Origin of the sequence: Neorhizobium sp. LMR1-1-1.1 (genome assembly GCF_040675795.1) — a bacterium.
Lineage (GTDB): Bacteria > Pseudomonadota > Alphaproteobacteria > Rhizobiales > Rhizobiaceae > Neorhizobium > Neorhizobium cellulosilyticum.
Genome location: NZ_JBEGHE010000036.1, coordinates 221036 through 243592 on the forward strand (window position 1 = coordinate 221036; position 22557 = coordinate 243592).

A 22557-nucleotide genomic window follows, 5' to 3' on the forward strand; every position below is an offset into this window, starting at 1 on the left:
GATTTAATTGCGATTTCGGAAACTATTGGATCGGATGAAGACCAGCGGCCACTGCGTATGGAATGCGAAGGGAGCGCCCAGCCGATCTCCCCCCTTGTGGGGGAGATGTCCGGCAGGACAGAGGGGGGTGCCTCCGGCGCAAATGCCACGTTTGAACCATCTGCCGCACCGTTGCTCACCCCCCTCTGTCACCTTCGGTGACATCTCCCCCACAAGGGGGGAGATCAGAGGCAGCAAGCTGCACCGCCTCAACACCATATCCGACAGCCGGCATGCCCCGGCCTCACACCGCCCAGCAGGAGCAGCCCAGCGCGCCGAAGAAGCCCTTCATGTCGGCGATCGGCAGTTTCGAGGTCCAGGCGCTGGCGTGGTCGTGGCCGTGGACGCCGCAATCGCTGGCGCAGCCGCATGTCGAGATCGCCGTGCGGCGCAGCGAGCGGGCGCCGGCACCTTCCGGCTCGCCCCAGGCGGCGTAACCGCCGAACTTGCGCACCGGCGACCAGTCCGGCATGGCGGGCGGAATGTTGCTTTCGTCGAGTGCTGCAAAATCACCGGCACCGTAGACGACCTTGCCGCCGACCATGGTGAGGTCCGAAGTTAGGAACGAGATCTCGTCCTCGGCGCAAGCGAAGAAGTCCTTGTCCGGCACGACGAGATCGGCGAACTGGCCCTTTTCGATACGGCCCTTCTTGCCTTCCTCATTAGAGAACCAGGTGACCTTTTCGGTCCACATGCGAAGCGCGGTTTCACGGTCGAGGCAATTGGCGCGCGGGTAAAGCTGCATGCCGCCGACCGTCTTGCCGGTTACCATCCAGGACAGCGATACCCAGGGGTTATAGGAGGCGACGCGGGTGGCATCGGTGCCGGCCGAAACGTTGACGCCCTTGTCCAGCATGCGACGGATCGGCGGCGTGGCTTCGGCAACGCCATGGCCGTAACGCTCGACGAAATATTCGCCCTGATAGGCCATGCGATGCTGGGTGGCGATGCCGCCGCCAAGCGCCGCGATGCGGTCGATCGAGCGTTCCGAAATGGTTTCCGCGTGGTCGAAGAACCAGTTGAGGCCTTCGAGCGGGATATCCTTGTTGACCTTCTCGAAGACATCGAGAGAGCGCGAGATGGTTTCGTCATAGGTGGCGTGCATGCGCCAGGGCCAGCGGTTTTCGGCCAGAACCCGCACGACCTCTTCCAGTTCGCCTTCCATTTCCGGACCCATTTCCGGGCGCGGCTGACGGAAATCCTCGAAATCGGCAGCGGAGAAGACGAGCATTTCGCCGGCACCGTTGTGGCGGAAATAATCGTTGCCCTGCTTGTATTTGACCGACTGCGTCCAGTTGAGAAAATCTTCCTTCTCTTCCTTCGGCTTCTGGGTGAAGAGATTGTAGGCAAGCCGAACGGTGAGCTGGTTTTCGTCGGACAGTTTCTGGATGACTTCGTAGTCATCCGGATAATTCTGGTTGCCGCCGCCGGCATCGATGACGCCGGTAATCCCGAGGCGATTGAGTTCGCGCATGAAGTGGCGGGTGGAATTGACCTGATAATCGAAGGGCAGTTTCGGACCCTTGGCCAGCGTCGAATAGAGAATGCCGGCATTCGGCTTGGCGAGCAGCATGCCCGTCGGATTGCCGTTGGCATCGCGGGTGATTTCGCCACCATGCGGGTTCGGCGTGTCGCGGGTGTAACCGACGGCGCGAAGGGCAGCGCCATTCAAGAGCGCGCGGTCATAAAGATGCAGCAGGAAGACCGGCGTATCGGGGGCGATTGCATTGATTTCCTCGATGGTCGGCAGGCGCTTTTCGGCAAACTGGTGTTCGGTAAAGCCGCCGACGACGCGAACCCATTGCGGGGCCGGCGTAATCGCCACCTGGCGCTTGAGCATATCCATCGCATCGGCCAGCGAGCGGACACCATCCCAACGCAATTCCATATTGTAGTTGAGGCCGCCGCGCACGACGTGGGTGTGGTTGTCGATCAGGCCCGGCAGGACGCGCTTGCCCTTGAGGTTGACGATCTTCGTATCGGGACCGGCGAGCGCCATGATCTCGGCATCGGTGCCGACCTCCTGGAACAGGCCATCCTTGATGGCGATCGCGGTGGCGTTGGGATTGGTGCGGTCGAGCGTGGTGACCCGGCCGTTATGGAGAATGGTGTCGGGATGCATTGTATCGGTTCCGATTTTGACGGGATCGGCAGCGCGGGCCGACGAGAAAAGCGAAGGAAAGGCGAGGCTGGACGCCGCGCCGAGAAGGGTCCGGCGCGTCGGCATCAGCCTTGCTCCTTTGTCGAGGAAATCCGGCTACCGGCGAGATCGGCGGTGCGCTCATTGCCCTTGGGCATATGGCCGAACATGTGCGGCTTGATCTGCTGGATCCACGAGATCGCCGCAGGCTCCTTGGCCCAGAGGGTCTTTGCCAGGGGAATGATCTGTTCGCCGACGAGAATGCCGAGCAGGCCAACCAGAGCGATGACCGGTGGCGCGGGCGAGCGAACGTTGAGCAGGCTGTAGACGATGCCGACCAGCAGACCGGCGCCGAGAGACAGAAGATAGACTTTCATGGGGAAACCTCCTCGGTGACAGAAAACCGCTCCGATCAGGGGCTATCGGAGCGGTCTCATCGGGCCTTACTTGTTGGCGGGGTTCGGGCCGATGCGCTTGCCGTGGGTGACGCGCTCGGCAGCGTCGTGAACCATGGTGTAGGCATAATCGATGCCCATGCCGTAGGCGCCGGAATGTTCCTTGGCGAGCGAGGTGACGGCGTCATAGGTTTCGCGGTGCGCCCAATCGCGCTGCCATTCGAGCAGCACCTGCTGCCAGGTGACGGGGATGACGCCCGCCTGAACCATGCGGTCCATCGCGTATTTGTGGGCATCGGACGTGGTGCCGCCGGAGGCGTCTGCCACCATGTAGATTTCGAAGTCGGAGCGGTCGTTCATCGCAGACAGGGCGAAGGTCGTGTTGCAGACTTCGGTCCAGAGGCCCGAAACGACGATCTTCTTACGGCCTTCGGCAGCATTCTTGTCGAGTGCATCGCGAACATTCTGGTCGTCCCAGGAGTTCATCGAGGTGCGCTCGAGGATATCGTTTTCAGGGAAGACAGACAGCAGTTCCGGGAACGTGTGGCCGGAGAAGGAAAGGGTCTCGACCGTGGTGATGGTGGTGGGCACGCTGAAGATCTTGGCAGCCTTGGCGAGGCCGACGACATTGTTCTTCAGCACCTGGCGGTCCATGGACTGGACGCCGAAAGCCATCTGCGGCTGCTGGTCGATGAAGATAAGCTGGCTGTTCTTCGGGGTCAGGACTTCGAGCTTGGACATTTCAGGTTCCTCTTGGCGTTTGTTGAACCGCTGATGCGGCAGGTTTTGACTTGGCAGCAGCACCCCGCCGGGCGCCGGGGTGTCGGCGCTCGTTTCAGGAAGTTCTCAAGTTTTCGGAGCCTTTCAGGCTTTGCCGCTCCGTTCACTCTCGTTCATCTTGGCTGCTGAGAAGGAACCTAAAGCGATTTTGAAATTCACGGAATTGCAATATTAATTGCGAATGAATTGCGATTTTCGAAACAATGTAGTTGCACCTTCTCTACAGCTCGCATCGTTGGCCGTGGCCAAACACTCATTCGGCAGCTCTGCGGAAAATTGCTTAATTGCCGGCAAGGGTCTTGTCTTAAAGTCCTGCGGATTGAACGTAAGGAACGTTAGTTTGACAGACGGCAAAAACGGCCGCGGGGCTGCAAACCTCTGCGCCGGCGGCCGATAGAGTTTAAATCAGCGGCTTCCGCTCAGGCGTTGCGCCGCCAGTGCCCGGGCGTCGTTCCCACGACATTGGTGAAAACGCGGGTAAAATGGCTCTGGTCGGCAAAACCGCAGGCGATGGCCACTTCGGAGAGCGGCGCCTCCGAATCTTTCAGCAATTCGCGTGCGCGCATTATCCGCTCATTGAGGAGCCATTGATAGGGTGTCACACCGGTCGTTTCGCGAAAAGCGCGGATAAAATAGCCTCGCGACAGATTGCAGGCACGCGAGACATCCAGAATGGATATGTCTCCATCGAGGTTTTCGAGAAGAAGATTCTTGGCAAGCGCCTCATGTGCACGCGACAGTTTCCTTGATCGGCTCAAGGGTGGCTGTATCCTGCCGCCGTAACGCTGGACCAGATGCGTGCCGATCGCCGTTGCCAACTGATCGACGAACAGCTTGCTCGCTTCCTCCGGGCGCTCCAACGCCGGGATCAGCGCGCGCACCAGATTGGCAAGCACCGGGTCGATCGACGCGGTTTCCGCCTCCAACATTGCGACGCCGGAAAAATCGGCCTCCTCGGCAACCTTTCTCAGCGACGCCGGGGAAATCTCAAGCAGGAGCATGTCGAATGCCCCGACGAGATCGGCCCTGTAGGGCTCGGCGAGATTGCGGATGTAGAGCGAATTTTCTTCAAACGCGTGGGTGGTCGAATGATGTTCGTGGAAGATCCGGCGTGTGTGACCCGCAAGCGTAGATATGCCGATGGCAAAACCACGATCGCTGGCAGGCGTTACGACCTGCTCGATCCTGTTCTCACGCGTGCCCTTGCGGAAAAAAGAGATATCCGCCCCCTGGAGAGATTGATCCTTGTAGAGTTTGTCGAAAGGGCATCCGAAACTGTCGGTTTTCTGGCCGGCAGAATATTTCGACCCGCTAATGGATTTACGGAGCAAGGGGCACTACTTTCTCTTTCAACCGCTTATGGGTGACACGCTATTTGATGCCATGGCTGCGAGATTTAGTCTATTCCGTTCTATACCGCACATGATTGTCGATTATGATTGATTACGCCATACCGCTTCAGTCGAAATGGCTAACTGGACCCTGCAACCTTTCTCAATACCCGCCACGAACGGCACAGAAGCTGCCGATACGGGAACAAGCGAGACGCATGTGAGTGAAGCATTGCCGGTCGGCGAGAGGATTGCTGAATATTTCGGGACAGACAATGCCCGATTGATGATGACGAGACCGCTGCGGCGAGCGGAGCTTTCGATTACTCATCTCTGGCGGAATTATGAGGATGGTGACCAGCCGGTTATCCTGCCGGCTGACGATGCCTTTCTCGTCGTTCTCTATATGACCGATGTCGAGCATCGCGATGTCTGGCCGGACAGGCCTGCGGCACCGATAAAGTCTTATCCGAAAGGCTCCATCTGCCTGATCAGCCTGAGACAGGGAGCGGGCATTGCGATACGCGGCGGCTTCGAAGCGCTTGTCTTCCATATTCCACGTCAGCACTTGGTGGAACTTGCCGACGAGGCGGGCGAACCGCGCGTCGAAGATCTGTTGATCTGTCGGGGGATCGAGGACCGGACGGTGCAGAATATCGGCGCGGCCCTGATGCCGCTTTTCGATATGGCCGACGATGTGCGAGACCGGCTGCTTGTGCATGTGGCGCTGGCGTTCAACGCCCATATTGCCAAGCGCTACGGACGCTCCCGGCATAAACATTGAAACGCCGCGGTCACTGGGACACGCGGCGTCTCAATTTTTGTTGTTCTACCAGCCGTTACGCGGCCAACGGCTCAAGATTGGCCTCAATGCGGTCGCGGAAGGGCTCGTACTGGGTCGGCAGCTTCAGCACTTCGCCGAGATGAGCCGTGTCTTCGTCACGGTTGAAGCCAGGCTCGTTCGTGGCAATCTCGAACAGCACGCCGCCCGGCGTGCGGAAGTAGATCGCCCAGAAATAGTCACGGTCGATGACCGGCGTCACCTGATATCCAGTATCCATCAGCGCCTTCCTGACTTCGAGCTGCTTTTCGCGATTGTCGACGGCAAAGGCGATATGATGCACCGATCCTGCACCCTGACGGGCAAATGGCGTCTTCGGCAGGGAGACGAGATCGATCGTATCGGCACCGTTGCCACCGGGGATGATGAAGCGCGTAACATCGCCTTCCGTCTCGGCACGCTGATAGCCCATGAAGCCGATCAGTTCTTCCGTCGCCGCCGTGTCATGCAGGTTGAAACGTGCACCGGCAAAACCGCGGATCGCCGCATCATCGGGGATCCCTTCCGCAAGCCAGGGCTTACGGCTGTCATCGGCCGATTCGATCAATGCCAGCGCATCGCCATCCGGCCCCATGAAGCGCAACCGGTTGGAACCGAAGACGGTATCGGTTTCAAGCCCGCTGACGCCCTGTGCAGCAAAACGCTCCTGCCAGAACTTCAATCCGCCCTTGGGGATCGAAAACTGGGTTTCGCCGACTTCGCCGACGCCCGGGCGGCCAAGCATCATGTGCTGGAACGGGAAATAGGTCATGACCGTGCCGGCAGAGCCGTTTTCGTCACCGTAATAAAGGTGGTAGACGCTCGGGTCGTCGAAATTGACGGTCTGCTTGACCCGGCGCAGGCCGAGCGTTTCGGTGAAGAAGCGGTTGTTCTGACGAGCATCCGACGCCATAGACGTGACGTGGTGCAGTCCCTTGATATCCTTGATCATCTGAGTGCCTTTCTTTCTCGGCGGTTGTCTGTGTTCGTGGACAGAGATTTAGGCCGATTGATCAGCGCGCGGAATTGCAATATTGCTTTCGATTGAGTTGCAATTTTTGAAATAATCAGATGAACGATTACAAAGCCCTCAGGATCTTTCTGCTTGCCGCCGAAAAGCGAAATTTCGCGCAGGTGGCCCGCGAACTCGACATGACGCCGGCGGCGGTGACGCGCGCCATTGCGGCACTGGAAACCGATCTCGGCGTTCAGCTTTTCGTCAGAACCACAAGGCAGGTTTCACTGACGACGGACGGCGCGGTTTTTGCGGCGCAGGTCCAGCCGGCCATAGAGTCGCTTGAAAATGCCCGCCGGGATGTGATGAACGCCCACAAGACCGATGAGGGACGACTGCGGATCAGCGCGCCCACATGGTTCGGCAAGGCAGTGCTGCCGCCGATCCTCTCCGGTTTCAAGGAACGGTATCCGAAGATGAGCTTCGAGATCTCGCTCTCCGATGGTCTCGTCAACATCGTCGACGACGATTACGATCTGGCGATCCGTATCTCGTCGCAACCGTCAGACAAATTCACCATCTGGCGCAAAATCCGCGTCGTGCCGCGCATTCTGGTCGCGGCCCCCGGCAGCCGGTTTGTCGACATGCAGCATCCGAGCGAGCTTTCGCCTGACGATTGTCTTGCCTATAGCGGCGAGAGCCGGCGGGAGAACTGGGTTCTGTCGGATGGCGGGTCGAGCATGACGATCTCAGCCGGTCGGGCTTTCAGCGCCAATAATGGCGAAGTGCTTGCAGACATGGCGGCCGATGGCGCCGGTGTTGCGATGCTGCCCGGCTTCCATATTGCCGAACATCTGAGAACCGGTCGCCTCGTTCATGTGCTGCAGGGCTGGGCACCGCCGGAACTTTGGCTGACGCTTTATTATCCGCCCTATCAAGCCCTGCCACCGCGCATCGCCTCCTTCTCGAAATTCTTCGAGGAGCAGGTTGCGTCCTACATGGTCATGCTCGATTGAGGATCGACCTGCGACCGGGCTAAATTCCCAATCCGGCCGCACGGGTGCGATGCACGCCTTGCGGCGCGAAGGCGAATTGGTCCTTAAGGCCGAGAAGATCGGCGGCCAGATGCAGGGTCGAAAGCCACATTTCGGTGCCCTGCAGGCCGGCCTGCTGACCATCCGCGAAGGCGAAACCCGTTCCCGCCTGCCAGCGCTCCGGCGCACGCAGGATGATGGTTTCCGCAATGGCTTCCGCCTGGGCGCGCATGAAATCCGTTTGTTTCAGGCAAAGCCAGAGCGGGTGGATCGTATCGAGCAGGTTGCAGGCGTTGTAGTTTTCGGCGGAAAAGCCCTCATAATTCCGATAATGGGCCAGAACCGAATTGATCGCAGCCTCCGGATGCGGAACAGGCAAACCGAATTGCGCATAGCTTCCGCGTGTGAGGCGATAGAAACCGTTGATCGGCTGGAGAAGCCCCTGCTCCGCAGTCGGCCCGCCCCAAAGGCCGGTGGCGCGGTCGACATGGGTTGCCAGCCATCCGAACAGAACCTCTCGTCCCCTGCCTCGCCCCTTGCCACTTTCGAAATAGCGCGCATTGAAATAGAGCGCCGTCGCGATGCCATCGATGCGATCGCCACAGCGCCAGGCTCGGTTCTTCCACGGCAATGCGTCCAGCCAATCACATAGGGAAACCACATCCATCTCAGCACTGGCGATCGGATATTGCGGTTTGGACCCAAGAATTTCGAGGGCGTAGCCGACTGCCAGCACGTTATAGAGTGAGAGGTTATCCTCCAGAACCGGCAGAGACGGATCGGCGGGTGTGTAGGGATCGGGAAACAACCCGGTCTGCGAGTCCTGCATCGATTGCAGGCGATCGAGGATCGCCTTTGCCTCGTCGCCGGAAGGCGGAGTACCAAAACCTGCGGCAATTTCGATCGCGTCGCATTGATGCCGCGCACTCTCGCTGGCGACACCGCTGGCATCCGGCGAGACATAACCTTCAGGCCGGCGATAGTGGCTCAGAACGTCCCGCCACTGGCTTTCCGCCATGTCGCTGATCGAACGAAGTGCTTTTTCCACCTCGCTCCGGCGGGATTTCGCAGATACCGGCTTTTCCCCACGACGGCGGACAAGCTTTGCGGGCACGCCGGCCATGATCGCCAGCGGCGGCACATCCTTGTTGACGACAGCACCCGCCGCGATCACCGCTCCATTGCCGATCGTCACGCCATCGAGAACGACTGCATTGGCGCCGATCCATACATCGTCGCCGATGACGATACCCTTGATCTCGTGCGGCTGGTCATTGATGGGCGTATCCGGGTCATCGAAGCCGTGATTGAAGCCGACGATCGAGACTAGCGAGGCAATACGTACGCCGTCCCCGAAACGAACCTTTCCCGAAATGCAGACATAGGCATTGACCGAGCAGTTCGAGCCGAGTTCGATATCTCCGCGAACGAGCGCATTGGCCGCAATCCAGGACCGGTGGCCGACGGTGAGCGACGTGGTGAAGATGCGGGCGTCTTCGGCTATATAAGCCGTGTCGGCAATCTGCGCATTGGCGGAGCGCGCAAGCTTCTGCTTCAACGCCCTTTGGTCGGCACTGTCGGTTTCAGCCGGTTGGCGCTCCCAGGTCATGAATTCCAGCCGCGCCTTGCGCTTCAGAACCCCCTCGTCAGCATCAGGATCTGCGTGCGTTGCGTGGTTCATCCGATTTTCCTATTCATGCCTGCAGCATCAAGTTCAGTCTGCCGGAGCAACAAGTGTCAGCCCAGGATCACCTGCGGCTCGCTCACTCCGCGCACCGAGACTTTGCGCTCGAAGGTCATGCCGGCCAGCGGCTCGGCCTCGCGCGCTTCGGCGCTCATGCCCTGACAGGCCGATGTGGCAAAAAGGCTCTGCATATCCGCACCGCCGAAAGCCGGGCACGATATGCGCGTCGCCTCGAAATATTCGGCAGCGATCTCCTCTCCGCTGTCCCATGCGTAACAGGCAACGCGGCGCCCGCCCCACTGGGCACTCCACAGATTGCCGGCGGCATCGATCACCGCGCCATCCGGATTGAGACCGGCCCCGGTCAGGTCGACGAACAGATCCGGCTCGCCCGACGGCCAACCCTGCTCATCCAGCCGGACGCGCCAGATCTTTTTCAGGCGGGTATCGGAGAAATAGGCGAGCGAGCGCTCTGCGTCGAAGCAGATGGCATTGGTGATGCTGATCCTGTCGAAGACAATGCGGAACTCGCCGCGCCAGTAGCGCCAGATTGCCCCGGCTTCCTGTTCCGAGCGCTTGCCCATCGTGCCGATCCAGAAACCGCCATAGGGGTCTGCTCGCCCGTCATTGGAGCGCAGGCTTGGATCATGCGGGAATGCAGCCACAGACGCGCGCTTTCCCGACACGAGATTGAAGCTCGAAAGGCCGCTCTCTCCCGCAATCAGCAATTCATCGGTGGAAAGCCAGCCGGCCGCCGACACGTTTTCACCGAATGCCCATTCAAGCGGCTTGTCGCCGTCCCGGCTCAGGAGCAGATTGTTGACGATATCGAACCAGAAAAACTGCTGACGCTGCGGATGCCAGAAGGCACCCTCCCCGAGTTCGCAACGACGCTGATCGAAAATGTCATTCATGGCCATGACGCCTACATCCTCCCGAAATGCTGCCGCGCATGTCATCATATGACTAAAATGGCTGCGCTCGATTTCGAGAGATACAGCAGACAAATACCTGCGTCCAGCTTTCGTTTCCCCCAACTTAAAAGCGTCAATTGGACGCAAAACCTCTGGAGATCATCTTTCTGCGATTGATAATAATTGAAATTTGTCATACCTATTTAGGAAGCATGCGGATATGTCGGAAATCGGTTCGACCTATCCGCGGTATCGCGAGGAACAGCTGTGACGGTCCAGACCAAGGTTCGGCAAAAGGGACCGGGATCACTGGTTTCAAAAGTGGGGGCAAGCCTACGGCACGCCATTTCGAGCGGGCAGTACTCGCCCGGGCAGAAATTGCCGAGCGAGGTGGAGCTGACCGAAACCCACAAGGTGAGCCGCACGGTCATTCGTGAGGCCGTTGCCGCGCTCAAATCGGATGGCATTGTCGAGGTCAGGCAAGGTGCAGGTATTTTCGTGCTCGATCCAGCCTTTCAGATGACACCGGCCCGAATTGTCGACAAGGCACGCGTATCGTCCGATCTCGAAGTGCTGGAAGTCCGCGCACCTTTGGAAATCGAGGCGGCCGGCCTTGCCGCTGCGCGTCGCTCGCCCGCGCAGGAAGAGGCGATCTTCGAATGTCACAGGCAGGTCCTGCGCTGCATCGAGGAAAATGAATCGATCCGAGAGGCCGATCTGGCGCTTCACGTTGCAATCGCCGAGGCGACCAACAATCCGCTGTTTCGCCAGCATCTGGAATTTCATGGCACCGCCGTCATCCCTCAATCACGCCCGCTGCCGGACCCGGATTTTGCCGAGCAGACCGCCTATCGCCGCCTGATACACAAGGAACACGAAGCTATCGTCATGGCGATTTCAGATCGCGACGAAGAGGCCGCACGCAACGCCATGCGCGACCACCTGAGAGGCAGCCAGGCCCGCTATCGCGAACTGCTACGCAACTCGCGTGCCATCCCCGGCTGACCCTCGCTGACCAACCGGGACTAACGATAGGCTCAGCCTATATCGCGACCCCATACTTCGATCTGCGTCAATGCCGGGAAGGGCGACGGGTCCTCGGCCTTGATCAGGCTATGCAGCTTGACCCACTCCACCTGCTGTTCTTCGATCCTGAAACTCTGCGCATTGCCGGTTTTCACCAGAGGAAAGCTGTGTACCTGTCCGCTCGAGAGCGTGACGCTGGCATTTTTCCACCAGGCATCATGCGGGAAATCGGCACGCAGATAGAGCACGACCTCATCGACCTTGACGGGCCGGCCGAACTCGACCGTCAGTTCCGCTGCCGGATCCATGTTGATGCCCCAGCTGGTATAAGGCCAGCGGCCATGGTCATCATTGGCCTTTTCGCCATCGATGGCATTTCGCGCGGCAAACTGGGTCTCGCCGCGGGTCTGGACGTTTGCCGAAGCATGCGGGAACAGCGTCGTATTGCCCTTGTCGTCCCACGGATTGAGCGCAAGATTGCGGCGCTGCGCCACCTCTTCGGCGCGAGCCTTGCGGACATGCAGGCGATGCAGTTCGCCATCGAAAGCGCGCGGCGAATAGGGCGCACGGCGGATATCGAAGGGAACAGCAAGAGCGTAATCCCTGCCCTTCAGGTAGACGAGTGTCGGGCTCATCGCATCATCGAGAGCAAGCACGACATGCCCGGCTTCTGAGGCCTCGACCACAACCCGGTCACCATCTTCGTAAGCGTCACGGAAAATGAGAAATGCCTCGTCCGTATTGGCCGTCTCGCAACGGACAACACCGCTTGCGCCTACTACCTTCAGTCTCAGTTCCATTCCGTCCTCCTCAGACGATCTGCAATTTCAGCTGCTTGCCGACAAGCGGAATGCGCAGCCGATAAATTTTCGAGGGCCATGAAATCGCCAGGCGAGCATCGTCGATCTCGATCGCCTCGATATCGACTTCCCCGCCCCCCTCGATCTCGATGCGGCCCAATTCGCCCACACGAACCGAACCGCCGCGAAGGACCGGCTCATCGCGGGTCATCAGCGACAGGACAGCGGGCAAGTCTCCATCGTGGACATCGGCGATCTCCACACCATGGCCGCGGCGCAGGGAAACCTTGCGGCGATAGGCGCGCAGCCTTGCCTCTTGCGGATAGGCAGCGGCGATATCGAGCGAGATCTCCGCAACTTCGGCCGAAAATTCCGCCTGCATGTCGCGCGCGGCAAAGGCCGCGCCGTCCGACTGCATCACACCACCGAATGTCGGAAGATTGTGAAAGACGGACTGCATCGTCCAGATCTCGTAGCGCCGGGACGAAAACGTCCTCGCCGTATAGGTCTCGACCCCGACATCGATCAGGAACGGCTGGCCGTTCTTGTAGAGCGTGACGCTGCCGACATCATTGTGATTGTGGCTTTCGCCGTTGTTTCCACCCTTGACCGCAAGCGCGAAGCGATCGTCACGGGCGATGTAGAGGCCGATGCCGGGATAGGACGCATCCGCGGCGGGAAGCACGTCCCCTGCAGGCAGTTGCACCTTGGTCAGCAGTTCCTGAACGCGATACCAGAGGTTCCATTCTTCCGGCAGATGCGGCGCTACGCTTGTTGCGCGATCCCTTGCTGCAAAGTCCGCAAGCGCATCCGATCCGACAGCCTTGCCGAACAGATATTCGCGAGCTGTGCAGGGATCTATGACGGCAGCGGAATCGGCGAAATTGAAATAATAGCGGCCGTCCACATGCATATGGAGTATGTATTCCGCCATGTTGCGGATCTTCGGTGCACCCCAAAGCAACAACATGGAGCCGGGCGCGACCGTATCCAGGATCGTCATGGCGCCGAACATGCAAAGAGCGGCGTGCCGGTAATAGACCACGCCCTCCTCGCAGGCGCCGTCTTCCGCATAATCCTTGATGAAGCAATCGAGGCTGCCGAGCGCTTTTTCCACGACACGGCGCTTCAATTGATCATCGGTATCGAGACTGAAGGTCGCGAGGAGAACGTTCTGGGTAATCCAGGCCGTCCAGTTGTTCATGCGCTCCGCACCGTTGCCCATCCACCAAAAATGAGTCCCGAGATAGGGGGCGAGAATTCGAACATGCACTTCATGTTCGATGCGGCGTCGGACGATGGGGCTGACCTCATCCAGCGGCCCGCCGAGGAGAGCGGCCACGGTGGCGAGCAAAGCACCGGTTTCGGCGGCGAAAAGATCGATGACCGGACGCTCGACATCCGGCAAGGCATGGCGCACGCCGCCGCGCTCATAGGAATTATGCGCCGGAAGCTGCCAGCCGCTTTCCTCACAGATCAACATGACGCCATCGACGATCGACGGCAAAAAGCGGCCTGCGCCCTCGACCAGTTCGCCAAGCACAAGATCGTTCAGCATCCGCCGACGGGAGAAATACAGCGCCTCGAAATCCGCCCTGTTGCCGGTAATCGAGAATTGCCGGTAGTCCTCGGCCCTGATCACCGACCATCTGCGACCGGATGCCGCTTCGGCATCATTGAGCACATGCGCCTTCAATTCATCGGCGACGCCCCGCCATGCATTTCGATCATCAAATCGAGCACCGGGGAGAAACTCTGGGAAAACCGAAGGAATGTGCGCTGCAGCCTCGCGAAACATCGTTTCCTCCTGCCATCAAAACTGCGTGAGACATCGCCTATCATATGTATTTTGGCTTTTCTACAGAATTCATATTATCCATTTAGAAGTTGTTTGACCAATGTCGTGGATATGATATGTCGATCGTGGGAGGAGGCACGGAAGGCAGATCAATTTTTTGCCGTGCATCTGCGGATAGGCTCACGAAGAAGCGTTGTCTGCGGCATCTTTTCTCGGAGGAGTATGATGGCTAACCCTACCATTGCCGCCGGCGACACGCCGATCGTGACGAGACGACGCAAGGTCGTGTCCAGACGTCGTCGCAGGGTGCAGGACGCGCTCGTCGCCTATTCCTTCATTGCCCCGAATTTCCTAGGCTTTGCCGTCTTCACGCTTGGCCCGATCCTGTTCGCCTTCGTGCTGGCCTTCATGCACTGGGACGGCAGCAATGCCATGACCTTTGCTGGCCTCGACAATTTCTGGCGACTTTTCGAGGACAAGGCGTTTATCGCCGCCTTCTGGAACACGATCATCTATACGGTGGTCTCAGTGCCAGCGACGCTTGCCTGCGCGCTCGGGCTTGCCATCCTTCTGAACCAGAAAATCCTCGGTCGCGACTTTTTCCGCACCGCGATGTTTTTCCCCTACGTCGCCTCGCTGGTAGCTGTGGCAGTCGTCTGGAATATGATCTTCAACCCCGAAATGGGGCCGGTGAACATGCTTCTCTACACGCTCGGGCTTGACCCGAAGGATATGCCAGGCTGGGCCGCCGACCGCCACTGGGCGATGGTCACCGTGATCCTGTTCGGCGTGTGGAAGAGCATGGGCTATTTCATGGTCATCTATCTGGCCGGCCTGCAGGGCATCAATTCCGAGCTCTATGAGGCCGCCGATCTCGATGGCGCCAATGCCTGGCAGAAATTCCTTTATGTCACCGTGCCGCAGCTGGGCCCGACGACCTTCTTCGTCACCGTGATGCTGACCATCCAGTCATTCAAGGTGTTCGACCAGATCTACATGATCACGCAGGGCGGTCCCGGCACCTCGACCCTCGTACTCGTCTATCACATCTATAACGAGGCATTCGTCTCCTGGGATCTCGGTTATTCCAGCATGATCGCGCTCGTCCTGTTCTTCCTCGTGCTGGGTATCACCGTCATCCAGTTCCGCCGCCAGAAGGAGGACTGAGCCATGCGTATTGCCGGCCAGAAACTCACCGGGAAACTCGCCGCCATCTATATGACGGTGATCCTGATCACCATAATCATGCTGCTTCCCTTCGCCTGGATGCTGTCGGCCTCGCTGAAACTGAGCAGCGAAGTCTTCGTCTTCCCGATCGAATGGATCCCGTCCAACCCGCAGTGGCAGAACTACGTCGATATCTGGACTAAGATTCCGCTGGCGCTGTTCATCTACAACACATCCAAGCTGACGATCATCGTCACGCTGATGCAGCTGTTCACCTCAAGCTTCGCGGCCTATGCCTTTGCCAAGCTGAACTTCCCCTACAAGAACGCGCTGTTCCTGGGCTATATCGCCACCATCGCCATGCCATGGCAGGTCTACATGGTGCCGCAGTTCCTGCTGATGCGGGAGTTCGGCCTCAACAACACGCACCTGGCGCTGATCTGCCTTCAGGCCTTCACCGCCTTCGGCGTGTTCCTGATGCGCCAGTTCTACATGTCGATCCCGACCGAGCTTTGCGAAGCAGCCCGTATCGACGGCATGAACGAATACCAGATCTGGGCCAAGATCATGCTGCCGCTCTCCAAGCCGGCACTTTCCACGCTGACGATCTTCACCTTCGTCACCACCTGGAACGATTTTCTGGGGCCGATGATCTACCTGACCAAGACCGAGTTGAAGACCATCCAGATCGGCCTGCGCATGTTCATCTCGCAATATTCGGCCGAATACGGGCTGATCATGGCCGCCTCCGTGGTGGCGCTGATCCCGGTCCTTATCGTCTTCCTGTCGCTGCAACGCTTCTTCGTCGAAGGCGTCGCATCCTCCGGTCTGAAGGGTTAAGTTCATGAATGCCGTTTCCTCCATCGCTCCGCAGCCGATTACCGATGAAGAGGTGAAAGCTGCTCTCGACGTCGCTGTGGCGCAGATCCGTCGCAATCTGACGGAATTTACCTACAGCGCCCAGAACCATTCGAGCGTGAACAATTTCTACCCGCCCGTTGCCAACAACCAGTGGACTGCCGGTTTCTGGCCGGGCGAAATCTGGCTGGCCTTCGAGCATACCGGCGACAAGACCTTTCAGTATGCGGCGCAGATCCAGGTGCAGAGCTTTCTGCACCGGATCGAAAACCGCATCGAAACCGACCACCACGACATGGGCTTCCTCTACTCGCCTTCCTGCATCGCCGCATGGAAACTGGTGGGGGATGAGGATGGTCGCAAGGCAGCGCTGCTGGCCGCCGACCAGCTGATCGAGCGTTACCAGCCGATCGGCCAGTTCATTCAGGCCTGGGGCCGCAAGGGCGTGTCAGAGGAATACCGCTACATCATCGATTGCCTGCTGAACCTGCCGCTGCTCTATTGGGCAACCGAACAGACCGGCGACCAGAAATACCGCGATATCGCGCTGATCCATGCTCGCACGACACTGAAAAACTCTGTGCGGCCGGATGATTCCACTTACCACACATTCTATATGGACCCGGTGACCGGCGCGCCGGTGCGCGGCGCCACCAAACAGGGTTATGCAGACGACAGTTTCTGGGCGCGCGGTCAGGCCTGGGGCGTAGCCGGCATGGCGTTTTCCTATCGTTACGAGCGCATCGACGAATATCGCGACACGTTCGACCGGCTTCTGGCTTTCTATCTGAACAAGCTTCCGGCGGACATGGTGCCCTATTGGGACATGGTGTTTTCCGACGGCGACAACGAACCGCGCGACACGTCGGCGGCCTCGATCGTTGCCTGCGGTCTTCTGGAAATGGCGGATCTTGTCGGTGGCGAGGCGGCCGATCGTTACCGCGATCTCGCCCGCCGGATGATCAAAAGCCTTGCCGATCATTACGCCGTGAAAGATCCCGCGATTTCGAACGGGTTGGTCCTGCACGGCACCTATTCCAAAAAATCTCCCTACAACACCTGCCGCGGCGAAGGCGTCGACGAGTGCGTGTCCTGGGGTGACTATTATTACATGGAAGCCCTGACGCGTCTGTCGCGTTCGTGGTCTTCATACTGGTGAGAGAGTAAACCGATGGCCAGCATTTCACTGAAGAAATTGAACAAGACCTACGGTGCACTGACCGTTGTTCATGACATCGATCTGGAAATCGCCGACAAGGAATTCATCATTCTGGTCGGCCCGTCCGGTTGCGGCAAATCCACGACGCTGCGCATGATCGCAGGTCTCGAGGAAATTTCCGGCGGCGAACTGATCATCGGTGGCGATGTGGTCAACGACGTGCCGTCCAAGGACCGCGACATCGCCATGGTGTTCCAGAATTATGCGCTTTACCCGCATATGACGGTCTACAAGAACATGGCGTTCGGCCTTCAGCTCAGGAAAGCCTCGCGTGAGGTCATCGACCAGAAGGTGCAGGAAGCGGCAAAAATCCTCGACATCACGCATCTTCTGAACCGCAAGCCCAAGGCGCTTTCCGGCGGACAGCGGCAGCGCGTGGCGCTGGGCCGCGCCATGGTGCGCAATCCCGAAGTGTTCCTGCTCGACGAGCCGCTCTCCAACCTCGACGCAAAACTGCGCGGCACGATGCGCGCCGAGATCACCAAGCTGCACAAGCGGCTGAACTCGACCTTCATCTATGTGACCCACGACCAGATCGAGGCTATGACCATGGCCGACCGTATCGTCGTCATGGCCGACGGCCATATCCAGCAGGTCGATACGCCGCAGAACCTCTACGACCGCCCGATCAACATGTTCGTGGCCGGCTTCATCGGTGCACCGCAGATGAACATGCTGCCTTCGAAGATCGAGAAGCGCGGCGAAGGTTATGTCGCCGTGTTCGATGGCCGCGTGCTGCCTATCCCGGCAAGCTTCGACAAGGCCCGCATCGCCCCTTATGAAGGCAAGGAAGTCATCGTCGGCATTCGCCCGGAAAACTTTCACGAACTGGCGCCGGGCGACATCAACCCGGACAATATCGCGCCGTTCGACGCCGTGGTCGATCTTGCAGAACCGATGGGGTCCGAGATTCATCTCAACATCACCGCCGGAAACAAGGCGATGACCGTTCGTGTCTCGCCGCGCTTCAAGGCGAAGACGGGCGAAACGGCAAAGCTGGTTGTCGATACGACCAATATGCAACTGTTCGACAAGGAAACGGAACGCTCGATCCTCTATTGAGGAGATCGAGTCTGGAGGAAGGCCATGCAGTGGCTGCGGGACATGTGGACGAAGGAAGGGCCGGGCATTCCGAAGAATGCGCCGCAAAAGACCGGCCTTGCCCTTTTCGGCCAGACATTTGCCCGTGAATGGTGGGAGATGGTCAAGCTGAACATCCTGTTCATTCTGGCTGCCCTTCTTATCATTCCGCTGCCGGCCGCACTCGCAGCCATGGCCTTTGTCTGCGTCGCCTTTGTCGAGGACCGTAACACCTATCTGCTGCGCGATTTTCTCGAGGCGCTGCGCCGCTATTTCTGGCGTGCAACGATCTGGGGCCTGCTGTTTGCTACAGCCATCGGCCTCGGTGGTTATGCCGTTGCCACATACGCATCGGCAGCGCGGGAAAATCTGATGATGGCAGTGCCGCTGGCAATCGCTTTCGTCGTCACCCTCTTCCTCTGCATCACCGCATGCCATCTGCTGGTCCTGATGGTGATGCGCGATATACCCGCCAAAAAACTGCTGCAGCTTTCGGCTGTCGCTTCGATCATCCGGCCACTGCCGGTGATGGCAGCGCTGTTTTTCGTGGCGGGCCTGTGGCTTGCCCATATCGCATTTTATCCGGTGTCGGTGTTCATGCCGGCCACACTCAATTTTTCTCTCGGCATGTTTGCCATCGCCTTTGCCGCGCACAGAGCGGCCGTGATGGTGCTTGCCCTGCCTGTTGCGACACAGCCCAACCTTCAAACAGAGGCGGCAGCCGCAAAGCATATCTGAACCAGAGACAATCCAGGGAAGGAGAAACAGGATGTATTTGGAGACTTTCGGGAGAGGCATGAAGCTCGCTCTGGCGGGCCTGGCCCTTGCGGCTTCCACCGCAGGTGCGGCGCTCGCGCAATCCGGTGACGCCGTCACGCTGCGCTGGGCGCTGTGGGACTGGGACAAGGTTGCCTATTACAAGCCGCTGATCGAAGCCTATCAGGCCAAGAAACCCAATGTGAAGTTCGAGCATATCGACCTCGGCTCGCAGGACTATCAGCAGATGATCGCCACGCAGCTCGCTGGCGGTTCGAAGGACATCGACATCGTCACTGTCAAGGACGTGCCGAATTACACGAACCTCATCCGCGCTGGTTCGATCATGGATCTTTCGGCCTACATGAAGGAAGCCAATATCGACCCGGCCTCCTTCGGCGGTCTGGCCGAAGAAATGACGGTAGACGGCAAGATCTATTCGCTGCCGTTCCGCTCGGACTTCTGGGTCGTCTATTATAACAAGGACATTTTTGACAAAGCCGGCGTGCCCTACCCGACCAATGACATGACCTGGGCACAGTTCGACGAGACGGCAACCAAGCTCGCCGGCGGCATGGGTGTCAACAAGACCTATGGTGCGCTTCTGCATACCTGGCGCTCCACGGTTCAACTGGCCGGTATTCAAGACGGCAAGAACACGCTGGCTGGCCCGGATTATTCATTCCTGAAGCCCTGGTACGAGCGGGCGCTCAAACTGCAGAAGGACGGCGTCGTCCCGTCCTATGCAACGCTGAAGACCTCGAACACCCATTATTCGGGTCCGTTCTTCAACGGCACGATCGGCATGCTGCCGATGGGCACATGGTTCGTCGGCACGCAGATCGCCAAGGTCAAGTCGGGTGAATCGAAGAGCAAGAACTGGGGTATCGTCAAGTTCCCGCATCCGGAAGGTGTTGTTGCCGGCACGACCGCAGCACAGATCTCCGGCCTTTCGGTGAACAGCAATTCCACCCACAAGGAAGCCGTTCTCGATTTCATCAGGTTCGTCACAAGTGCGGAAGGCGCCTCGATCATCGCATCGACCGGCACGATCCCGACGGTGCGTACGCCGGAAGTGACGGCCAAGATCGCCTCGCTCGACGGCTTCCCGCAGGACGCGACCAGCAAGGCGGCGTTGGAACCCGGCAAGTCCTATCTGGAAATGGCCGTGACGCCGAATGCAGCCCGTATCGAGGTCATCCTCAACCGTGCGCATGACTCGTTGATGACCGACAATATCTCGATCGACGACGGTCTGAAGGAAATGACCGATGGCGTGAAGGCCATCAAGTAACACTCCCTGCCCCCGCGGTGACCTTGGTTGCCGCGGGGTTTTCTTTTGCCCGAACACATGCCCGATTGAATGGAAGACCGATGATCTACGATCCCGCCCGCGCCAATCCGCTTCATGGCAATCCCCTCAAGACGCGCGATGACATCGCGAAAGCGGTGATGGATCTGTTCAAGCCGCTGCTTCCCTACTTTTCCGAGGGTGGAGCGCGCGTGCGCCTCAGCGCCACCTGCGCCCATTTCGATCGCACTGCGGCCGATCTAGAAGGTTTTGCCCGACCGCTCTGGGGCATCGTGCCGCTCGCCGCAGGCGGATATGACTTTCCACATTGGGAGCTTTATCGGCGCGGTCTGGCAAACGGCACGGATCCCTCCCACCCGGAATATTGGGGCGATGTTTCCCGCACAGACCAGCGGCAGGTGGAACTTGCAGCGATCGGCTTTGCCATCGCCATGGTGCCACAGTTCATCTGGGAGCCTTTGAGCGAGACACAGAAGAAGACGATTGCCGCCTATCTGATTTCGGCGCGCGACAAGGAATTCGTCGACAATAACTGGAAATTCTTCCGCGTTCTGATCGATCTCGGGCTAACACGCGCCGGTATCGATTTCGACCGCTCGCTGACGGAAAAATATCTCGATGAAGTGGAAGCCTTCCGGCTTGGCGAAGGCTGGTATCGCGACGGGCCGGTAAAGCGCGCTGATCATTACGTGCCCTTCGCCCTGCATTTCTATGCGCTGATCTATTCGGTCATTGCCAAGCACGATACCAAACGCGCTGCCGCCTATCGCGAGCGGGCACATGTATTTGCCAAGGATATCCGCCACTGGTTCGGGCCCGACGGTGCGAGCCTCGCCTTCGGCCGCAGCCAGACCTATCGTTTTGCCTGCGGCGGCATCTGGGGCGCGCTTGCCTTTGCCGGTGTTGAGGCGCTGCCCTGGAGCGAGATCAAGGGCTATTACATGCGCCATATCCGCTGGTGGTCCGAGCTGCCGATCACCGAGCGCGACGGTGTGCTTTCCATCGGCTACGGCTATCCGAACCTGATGATGAGCGAGAGCTATAACTCGGCGGGATCTCCCTATTGGGCGCTGAAATTCTTCCTGCCGCTGGCGCTTTCCGCCGATCATCCGTTCTGGGCGGCGGAAGAAACCGATGCGCCCGAATTTACCGATCCGGTGCCGCTGAAGGAAGCAGGCATGGTGGCGATGCATACGACGGGCAACACGGTCATCCTCTCGTCCGGCCAGAGCCATGACAGGATGCTCGGCGCCAACGAGAAATATTCGAAATTCGTCTATTCGACCCGTTACGGCTTCAACATCGAACTCAACGACCGGCATTTTGTCGCCGCAAGCTTCGACGGCATGCTGGGCATTTCCGACGATGGCGTGCATTTCCGCATGCGTGAAACGCTGGAAGAGGCATTGATTGCCGGCGACAAGCTTTATTCCCGCTGGAAACCATGGGGTGATGTCACGGTCGAGACCTGGCTGCTGCCGGCCAATCCCTGGCACATTCGCCTGCACCGGATCGTCACACCGCGCCCGCTGCAGACAAGCGAGGGAGGCTTTGCCATCCCGCGGGCCGATTTCAATATCGATAGTGCCGAACAATCCGGAGGGCGAGCTGTCTGGCACGGCCAGACGGATATAAGCGCCATTTTCGACCTGTCGCCAGCCTTGAAGCGCAACGGTACCGCCATCAGCGCCATTGCCAACAGCAATCTCATCCATGCCAAGACACTGGTTCCCCAGCTTCGCGGCGAGGTCGCACCCGGAACGACGGTGCTTGCAACGGCGGCCGTCGCATTGCCGAAGGCGGATTTCAGTGCGGATCTGCTAGAGAACCCGCCGAAATGCCCCGACATCACCGCACTGGAGCAGCTGTTCCGCAGCGAAGGAATGGTCGTGCCGGTGTTCGGCGAGTGAACCAGAAACTGGTCTCTCCGGGTTTCCGTCCGGCGAGATCAGCGCGTCGAAAAATCGACGAGCGAGATATCGACGGACCAGTCGTAGTCCTCGAGAGTAATGGTCGCGGGTCTTGGCGGAGCGAAGCCGAGCGGCAGCAGGCCGTGGCAGGTCAGTGCGGCCTGACCCGGCTCGATGATCGTGTCGTCCCGAAGAAAGCCGCGATAGGCGACCGACGAATGGCCCTTTACCCGCCCCAGAAGGCTGAAGGACACCCGCTGAACCGCCGCCTGATTGCCGTTGAGGAATTCGATCGCGATGGGTTTTGACGGATCAGAGCAGTTAGCCGGATCGACCGACACCTTTGCCGTCACCGCTTCTCTGGTGTTCTGGCGTGTCGAGGGTTGCAGCACGGTTGCGATGGCGACGGTAATGCCGATGATCGCAACCAGGCCCAGCGCCGGATAGGCGGCGCGTCGATTGAAGAGAAACAGCAACCCCACCAACAGGATCGCGACGGCAGCCGCCAAAGCCATCACTTCACCTGTGCCATCGAGCCC

At 59.1% G+C, this 22557-nt stretch carries 20 protein-coding genes; 10 read left to right on the top strand and 10 right to left on the bottom strand.

Going from position 1 to position 22557, the window contains the following annotated elements; all coding sequences use genetic code 11:
• Positions 1-283: 283 nt before the first annotated feature.
• From MRBLMR1_RS21425 to MRBLMR1_RS21440, 4 genes are all read right to left on the bottom strand, one after another.
• Positions 284-2266, bottom strand: coding sequence for an amidohydrolase (locus MRBLMR1_RS21425; protein WP_500066098.1), 1983 nt, complete (start codon positions 2264-2266; stop codon positions 284-286).
• Positions 2266-2556 carry a XapX domain-containing protein gene (locus MRBLMR1_RS21430; protein ID WP_500066100.1) on the bottom strand — a complete coding sequence of 97 codons (291 nt, stop codon included), beginning with the start codon at positions 2554-2556 and terminating at the stop codon, positions 2266-2268. The genes MRBLMR1_RS21425 and MRBLMR1_RS21430 overlap by 1 nt, the downstream gene beginning before the upstream one ends.
• Positions 2557-2622: 66 nt before the next feature.
• A complete protein-coding gene (locus tag MRBLMR1_RS21435; RefSeq protein ID WP_500066102.1) occupies positions 2623-3315 on the bottom strand; it encodes a hydrolase in 693 nt (230 codons plus the stop codon).
• Positions 3316-3773: 458 nt separating this feature from the next.
• Positions 3774-4685: a helix-turn-helix domain-containing protein gene (locus MRBLMR1_RS21440; RefSeq protein ID WP_500066104.1), complete on the bottom strand. Its 912-nt coding sequence runs from the start codon at positions 4683-4685 to the stop codon at positions 3774-3776.
• 220 nt (positions 4686-4905) lie between these two features.
• On the opposite strand from MRBLMR1_RS21440, the gene MRBLMR1_RS21445 reads away from it, so the two are divergent.
• Positions 4906-5469 (top strand): hypothetical protein, encoded by a 564-nt coding sequence (locus MRBLMR1_RS21445; RefSeq protein ID WP_500066106.1) that lies wholly within the window; start codon positions 4906-4908, stop codon positions 5467-5469.
• A gap of 55 nt (positions 5470-5524) precedes the next feature.
• On the opposite strand, the gene MRBLMR1_RS21450 is transcribed toward MRBLMR1_RS21445, so the two are convergent.
• Entirely contained in the window at positions 5525-6457 is a 933-nt protein-coding gene (locus tag MRBLMR1_RS21450; RefSeq protein WP_500066108.1) for a VOC family protein, read from the bottom strand.
• A 119-nt stretch (positions 6458-6576) separates the two neighbouring features.
• Here MRBLMR1_RS21450 and MRBLMR1_RS21455 point away from each other — a divergent pair, with 119 nt between their 5' ends.
• Entirely contained in the window at positions 6577-7476 is a 900-nt protein-coding gene (locus MRBLMR1_RS21455) for a LysR family transcriptional regulator (RefSeq protein WP_148146996.1), read from the top strand.
• A gap of 19 nt (positions 7477-7495) precedes the next feature.
• Here the strand turns inward: MRBLMR1_RS21455 and MRBLMR1_RS21460 are convergent, their stop codons facing one another.
• Both MRBLMR1_RS21460 and MRBLMR1_RS21465 read right to left on the bottom strand, forming a co-directional pair.
• Positions 7496-9175, bottom strand: coding sequence for an acyltransferase (locus tag MRBLMR1_RS21460; protein ID WP_500066110.1), 1680 nt, complete (start codon positions 9173-9175; stop codon positions 7496-7498).
• A 56-nt stretch (positions 9176-9231) separates the two neighbouring features.
• Complete coding sequence (locus tag MRBLMR1_RS21465) at positions 9232-10098, bottom strand: SMP-30/gluconolactonase/LRE family protein (protein WP_286194741.1); 867 nt, start codon at positions 10096-10098, stop codon at positions 9232-9234.
• A gap of 261 nt (positions 10099-10359) precedes the next feature.
• Between MRBLMR1_RS21465 and MRBLMR1_RS21470 the strand changes: the two genes are divergently transcribed.
• Complete coding sequence (locus MRBLMR1_RS21470) at positions 10360-11097, top strand: FCD domain-containing protein (RefSeq protein WP_148146991.1); 738 nt, start codon at positions 10360-10362, stop codon at positions 11095-11097.
• A 32-nt stretch (positions 11098-11129) separates the two neighbouring features.
• Here the strand turns inward: MRBLMR1_RS21470 and MRBLMR1_RS21475 are convergent, their stop codons facing one another.
• Positions 11130-11918: a carbohydrate-binding protein gene (locus tag MRBLMR1_RS21475; protein ID WP_500066113.1), complete on the bottom strand. Its 789-nt coding sequence runs from the start codon at positions 11916-11918 to the stop codon at positions 11130-11132.
• 10 nt (positions 11919-11928) lie between these two features.
• On the bottom strand, positions 11929-13716 hold the full coding sequence (locus tag MRBLMR1_RS21480; RefSeq protein WP_500066115.1) for a heparinase II/III domain-containing protein: 1788 nt from the start codon (positions 13714-13716) through the stop codon (positions 11929-11931).
• 222 nt (positions 13717-13938) lie between these two features.
• Here MRBLMR1_RS21480 and MRBLMR1_RS21485 point away from each other — a divergent pair, with 222 nt between their 5' ends.
• The 7 genes from MRBLMR1_RS21485 to MRBLMR1_RS21515 all read left to right on the top strand — a co-directional run bounded on the left by MRBLMR1_RS21485 (position 13939) and on the right by MRBLMR1_RS21515 (position 22018).
• On the top strand, positions 13939-14883 hold the full coding sequence (locus tag MRBLMR1_RS21485; RefSeq protein ID WP_500066117.1) for a carbohydrate ABC transporter permease: 945 nt from the start codon (positions 13939-13941) through the stop codon (positions 14881-14883).
• A 3-nt stretch (positions 14884-14886) separates the two neighbouring features.
• Positions 14887-15723, top strand: a complete 837-nt coding sequence (locus MRBLMR1_RS21490; protein WP_500066119.1) for a carbohydrate ABC transporter permease — start codon at positions 14887-14889, stop codon at positions 15721-15723.
• Between the two features lie 4 nt (positions 15724-15727).
• The gene (locus MRBLMR1_RS21495; protein ID WP_206826700.1) at positions 15728-16900 is read left to right on the top strand and encodes a glycoside hydrolase family 88 protein; all 1173 of its coding nucleotides are present in this window, start codon (positions 15728-15730) and stop codon (positions 16898-16900) included.
• A 12-nt stretch (positions 16901-16912) separates the two neighbouring features.
• On the top strand, positions 16913-18022 hold the full coding sequence (locus MRBLMR1_RS21500) for an ABC transporter ATP-binding protein (protein WP_148146979.1): 1110 nt from the start codon (positions 16913-16915) through the stop codon (positions 18020-18022).
• A 24-nt stretch (positions 18023-18046) separates the two neighbouring features.
• On the top strand, positions 18047-18778 hold the full coding sequence (locus MRBLMR1_RS21505; protein WP_500066121.1) for a DUF624 domain-containing protein: 732 nt from the start codon (positions 18047-18049) through the stop codon (positions 18776-18778).
• Between the two features lie 31 nt (positions 18779-18809).
• The gene (locus MRBLMR1_RS21510) at positions 18810-20090 is read left to right on the top strand and encodes an ABC transporter substrate-binding protein (RefSeq protein ID WP_500066123.1); all 1281 of its coding nucleotides are present in this window, start codon (positions 18810-18812) and stop codon (positions 20088-20090) included.
• An 80-nt stretch (positions 20091-20170) separates the two neighbouring features.
• Positions 20171-22018: a DUF2264 domain-containing protein gene (locus MRBLMR1_RS21515; protein ID WP_500066125.1), complete on the top strand. Its 1848-nt coding sequence runs from the start codon at positions 20171-20173 to the stop codon at positions 22016-22018.
• A 38-nt stretch (positions 22019-22056) separates the two neighbouring features.
• Here the strand turns inward: MRBLMR1_RS21515 and MRBLMR1_RS21520 are convergent, their stop codons facing one another.
• Positions 22057-22533, bottom strand: a complete 477-nt coding sequence (locus MRBLMR1_RS21520) for a hypothetical protein (RefSeq protein WP_500066127.1) — start codon at positions 22531-22533, stop codon at positions 22057-22059.
• Between the last annotated feature and the right edge of the window lie 24 nt (positions 22534-22557).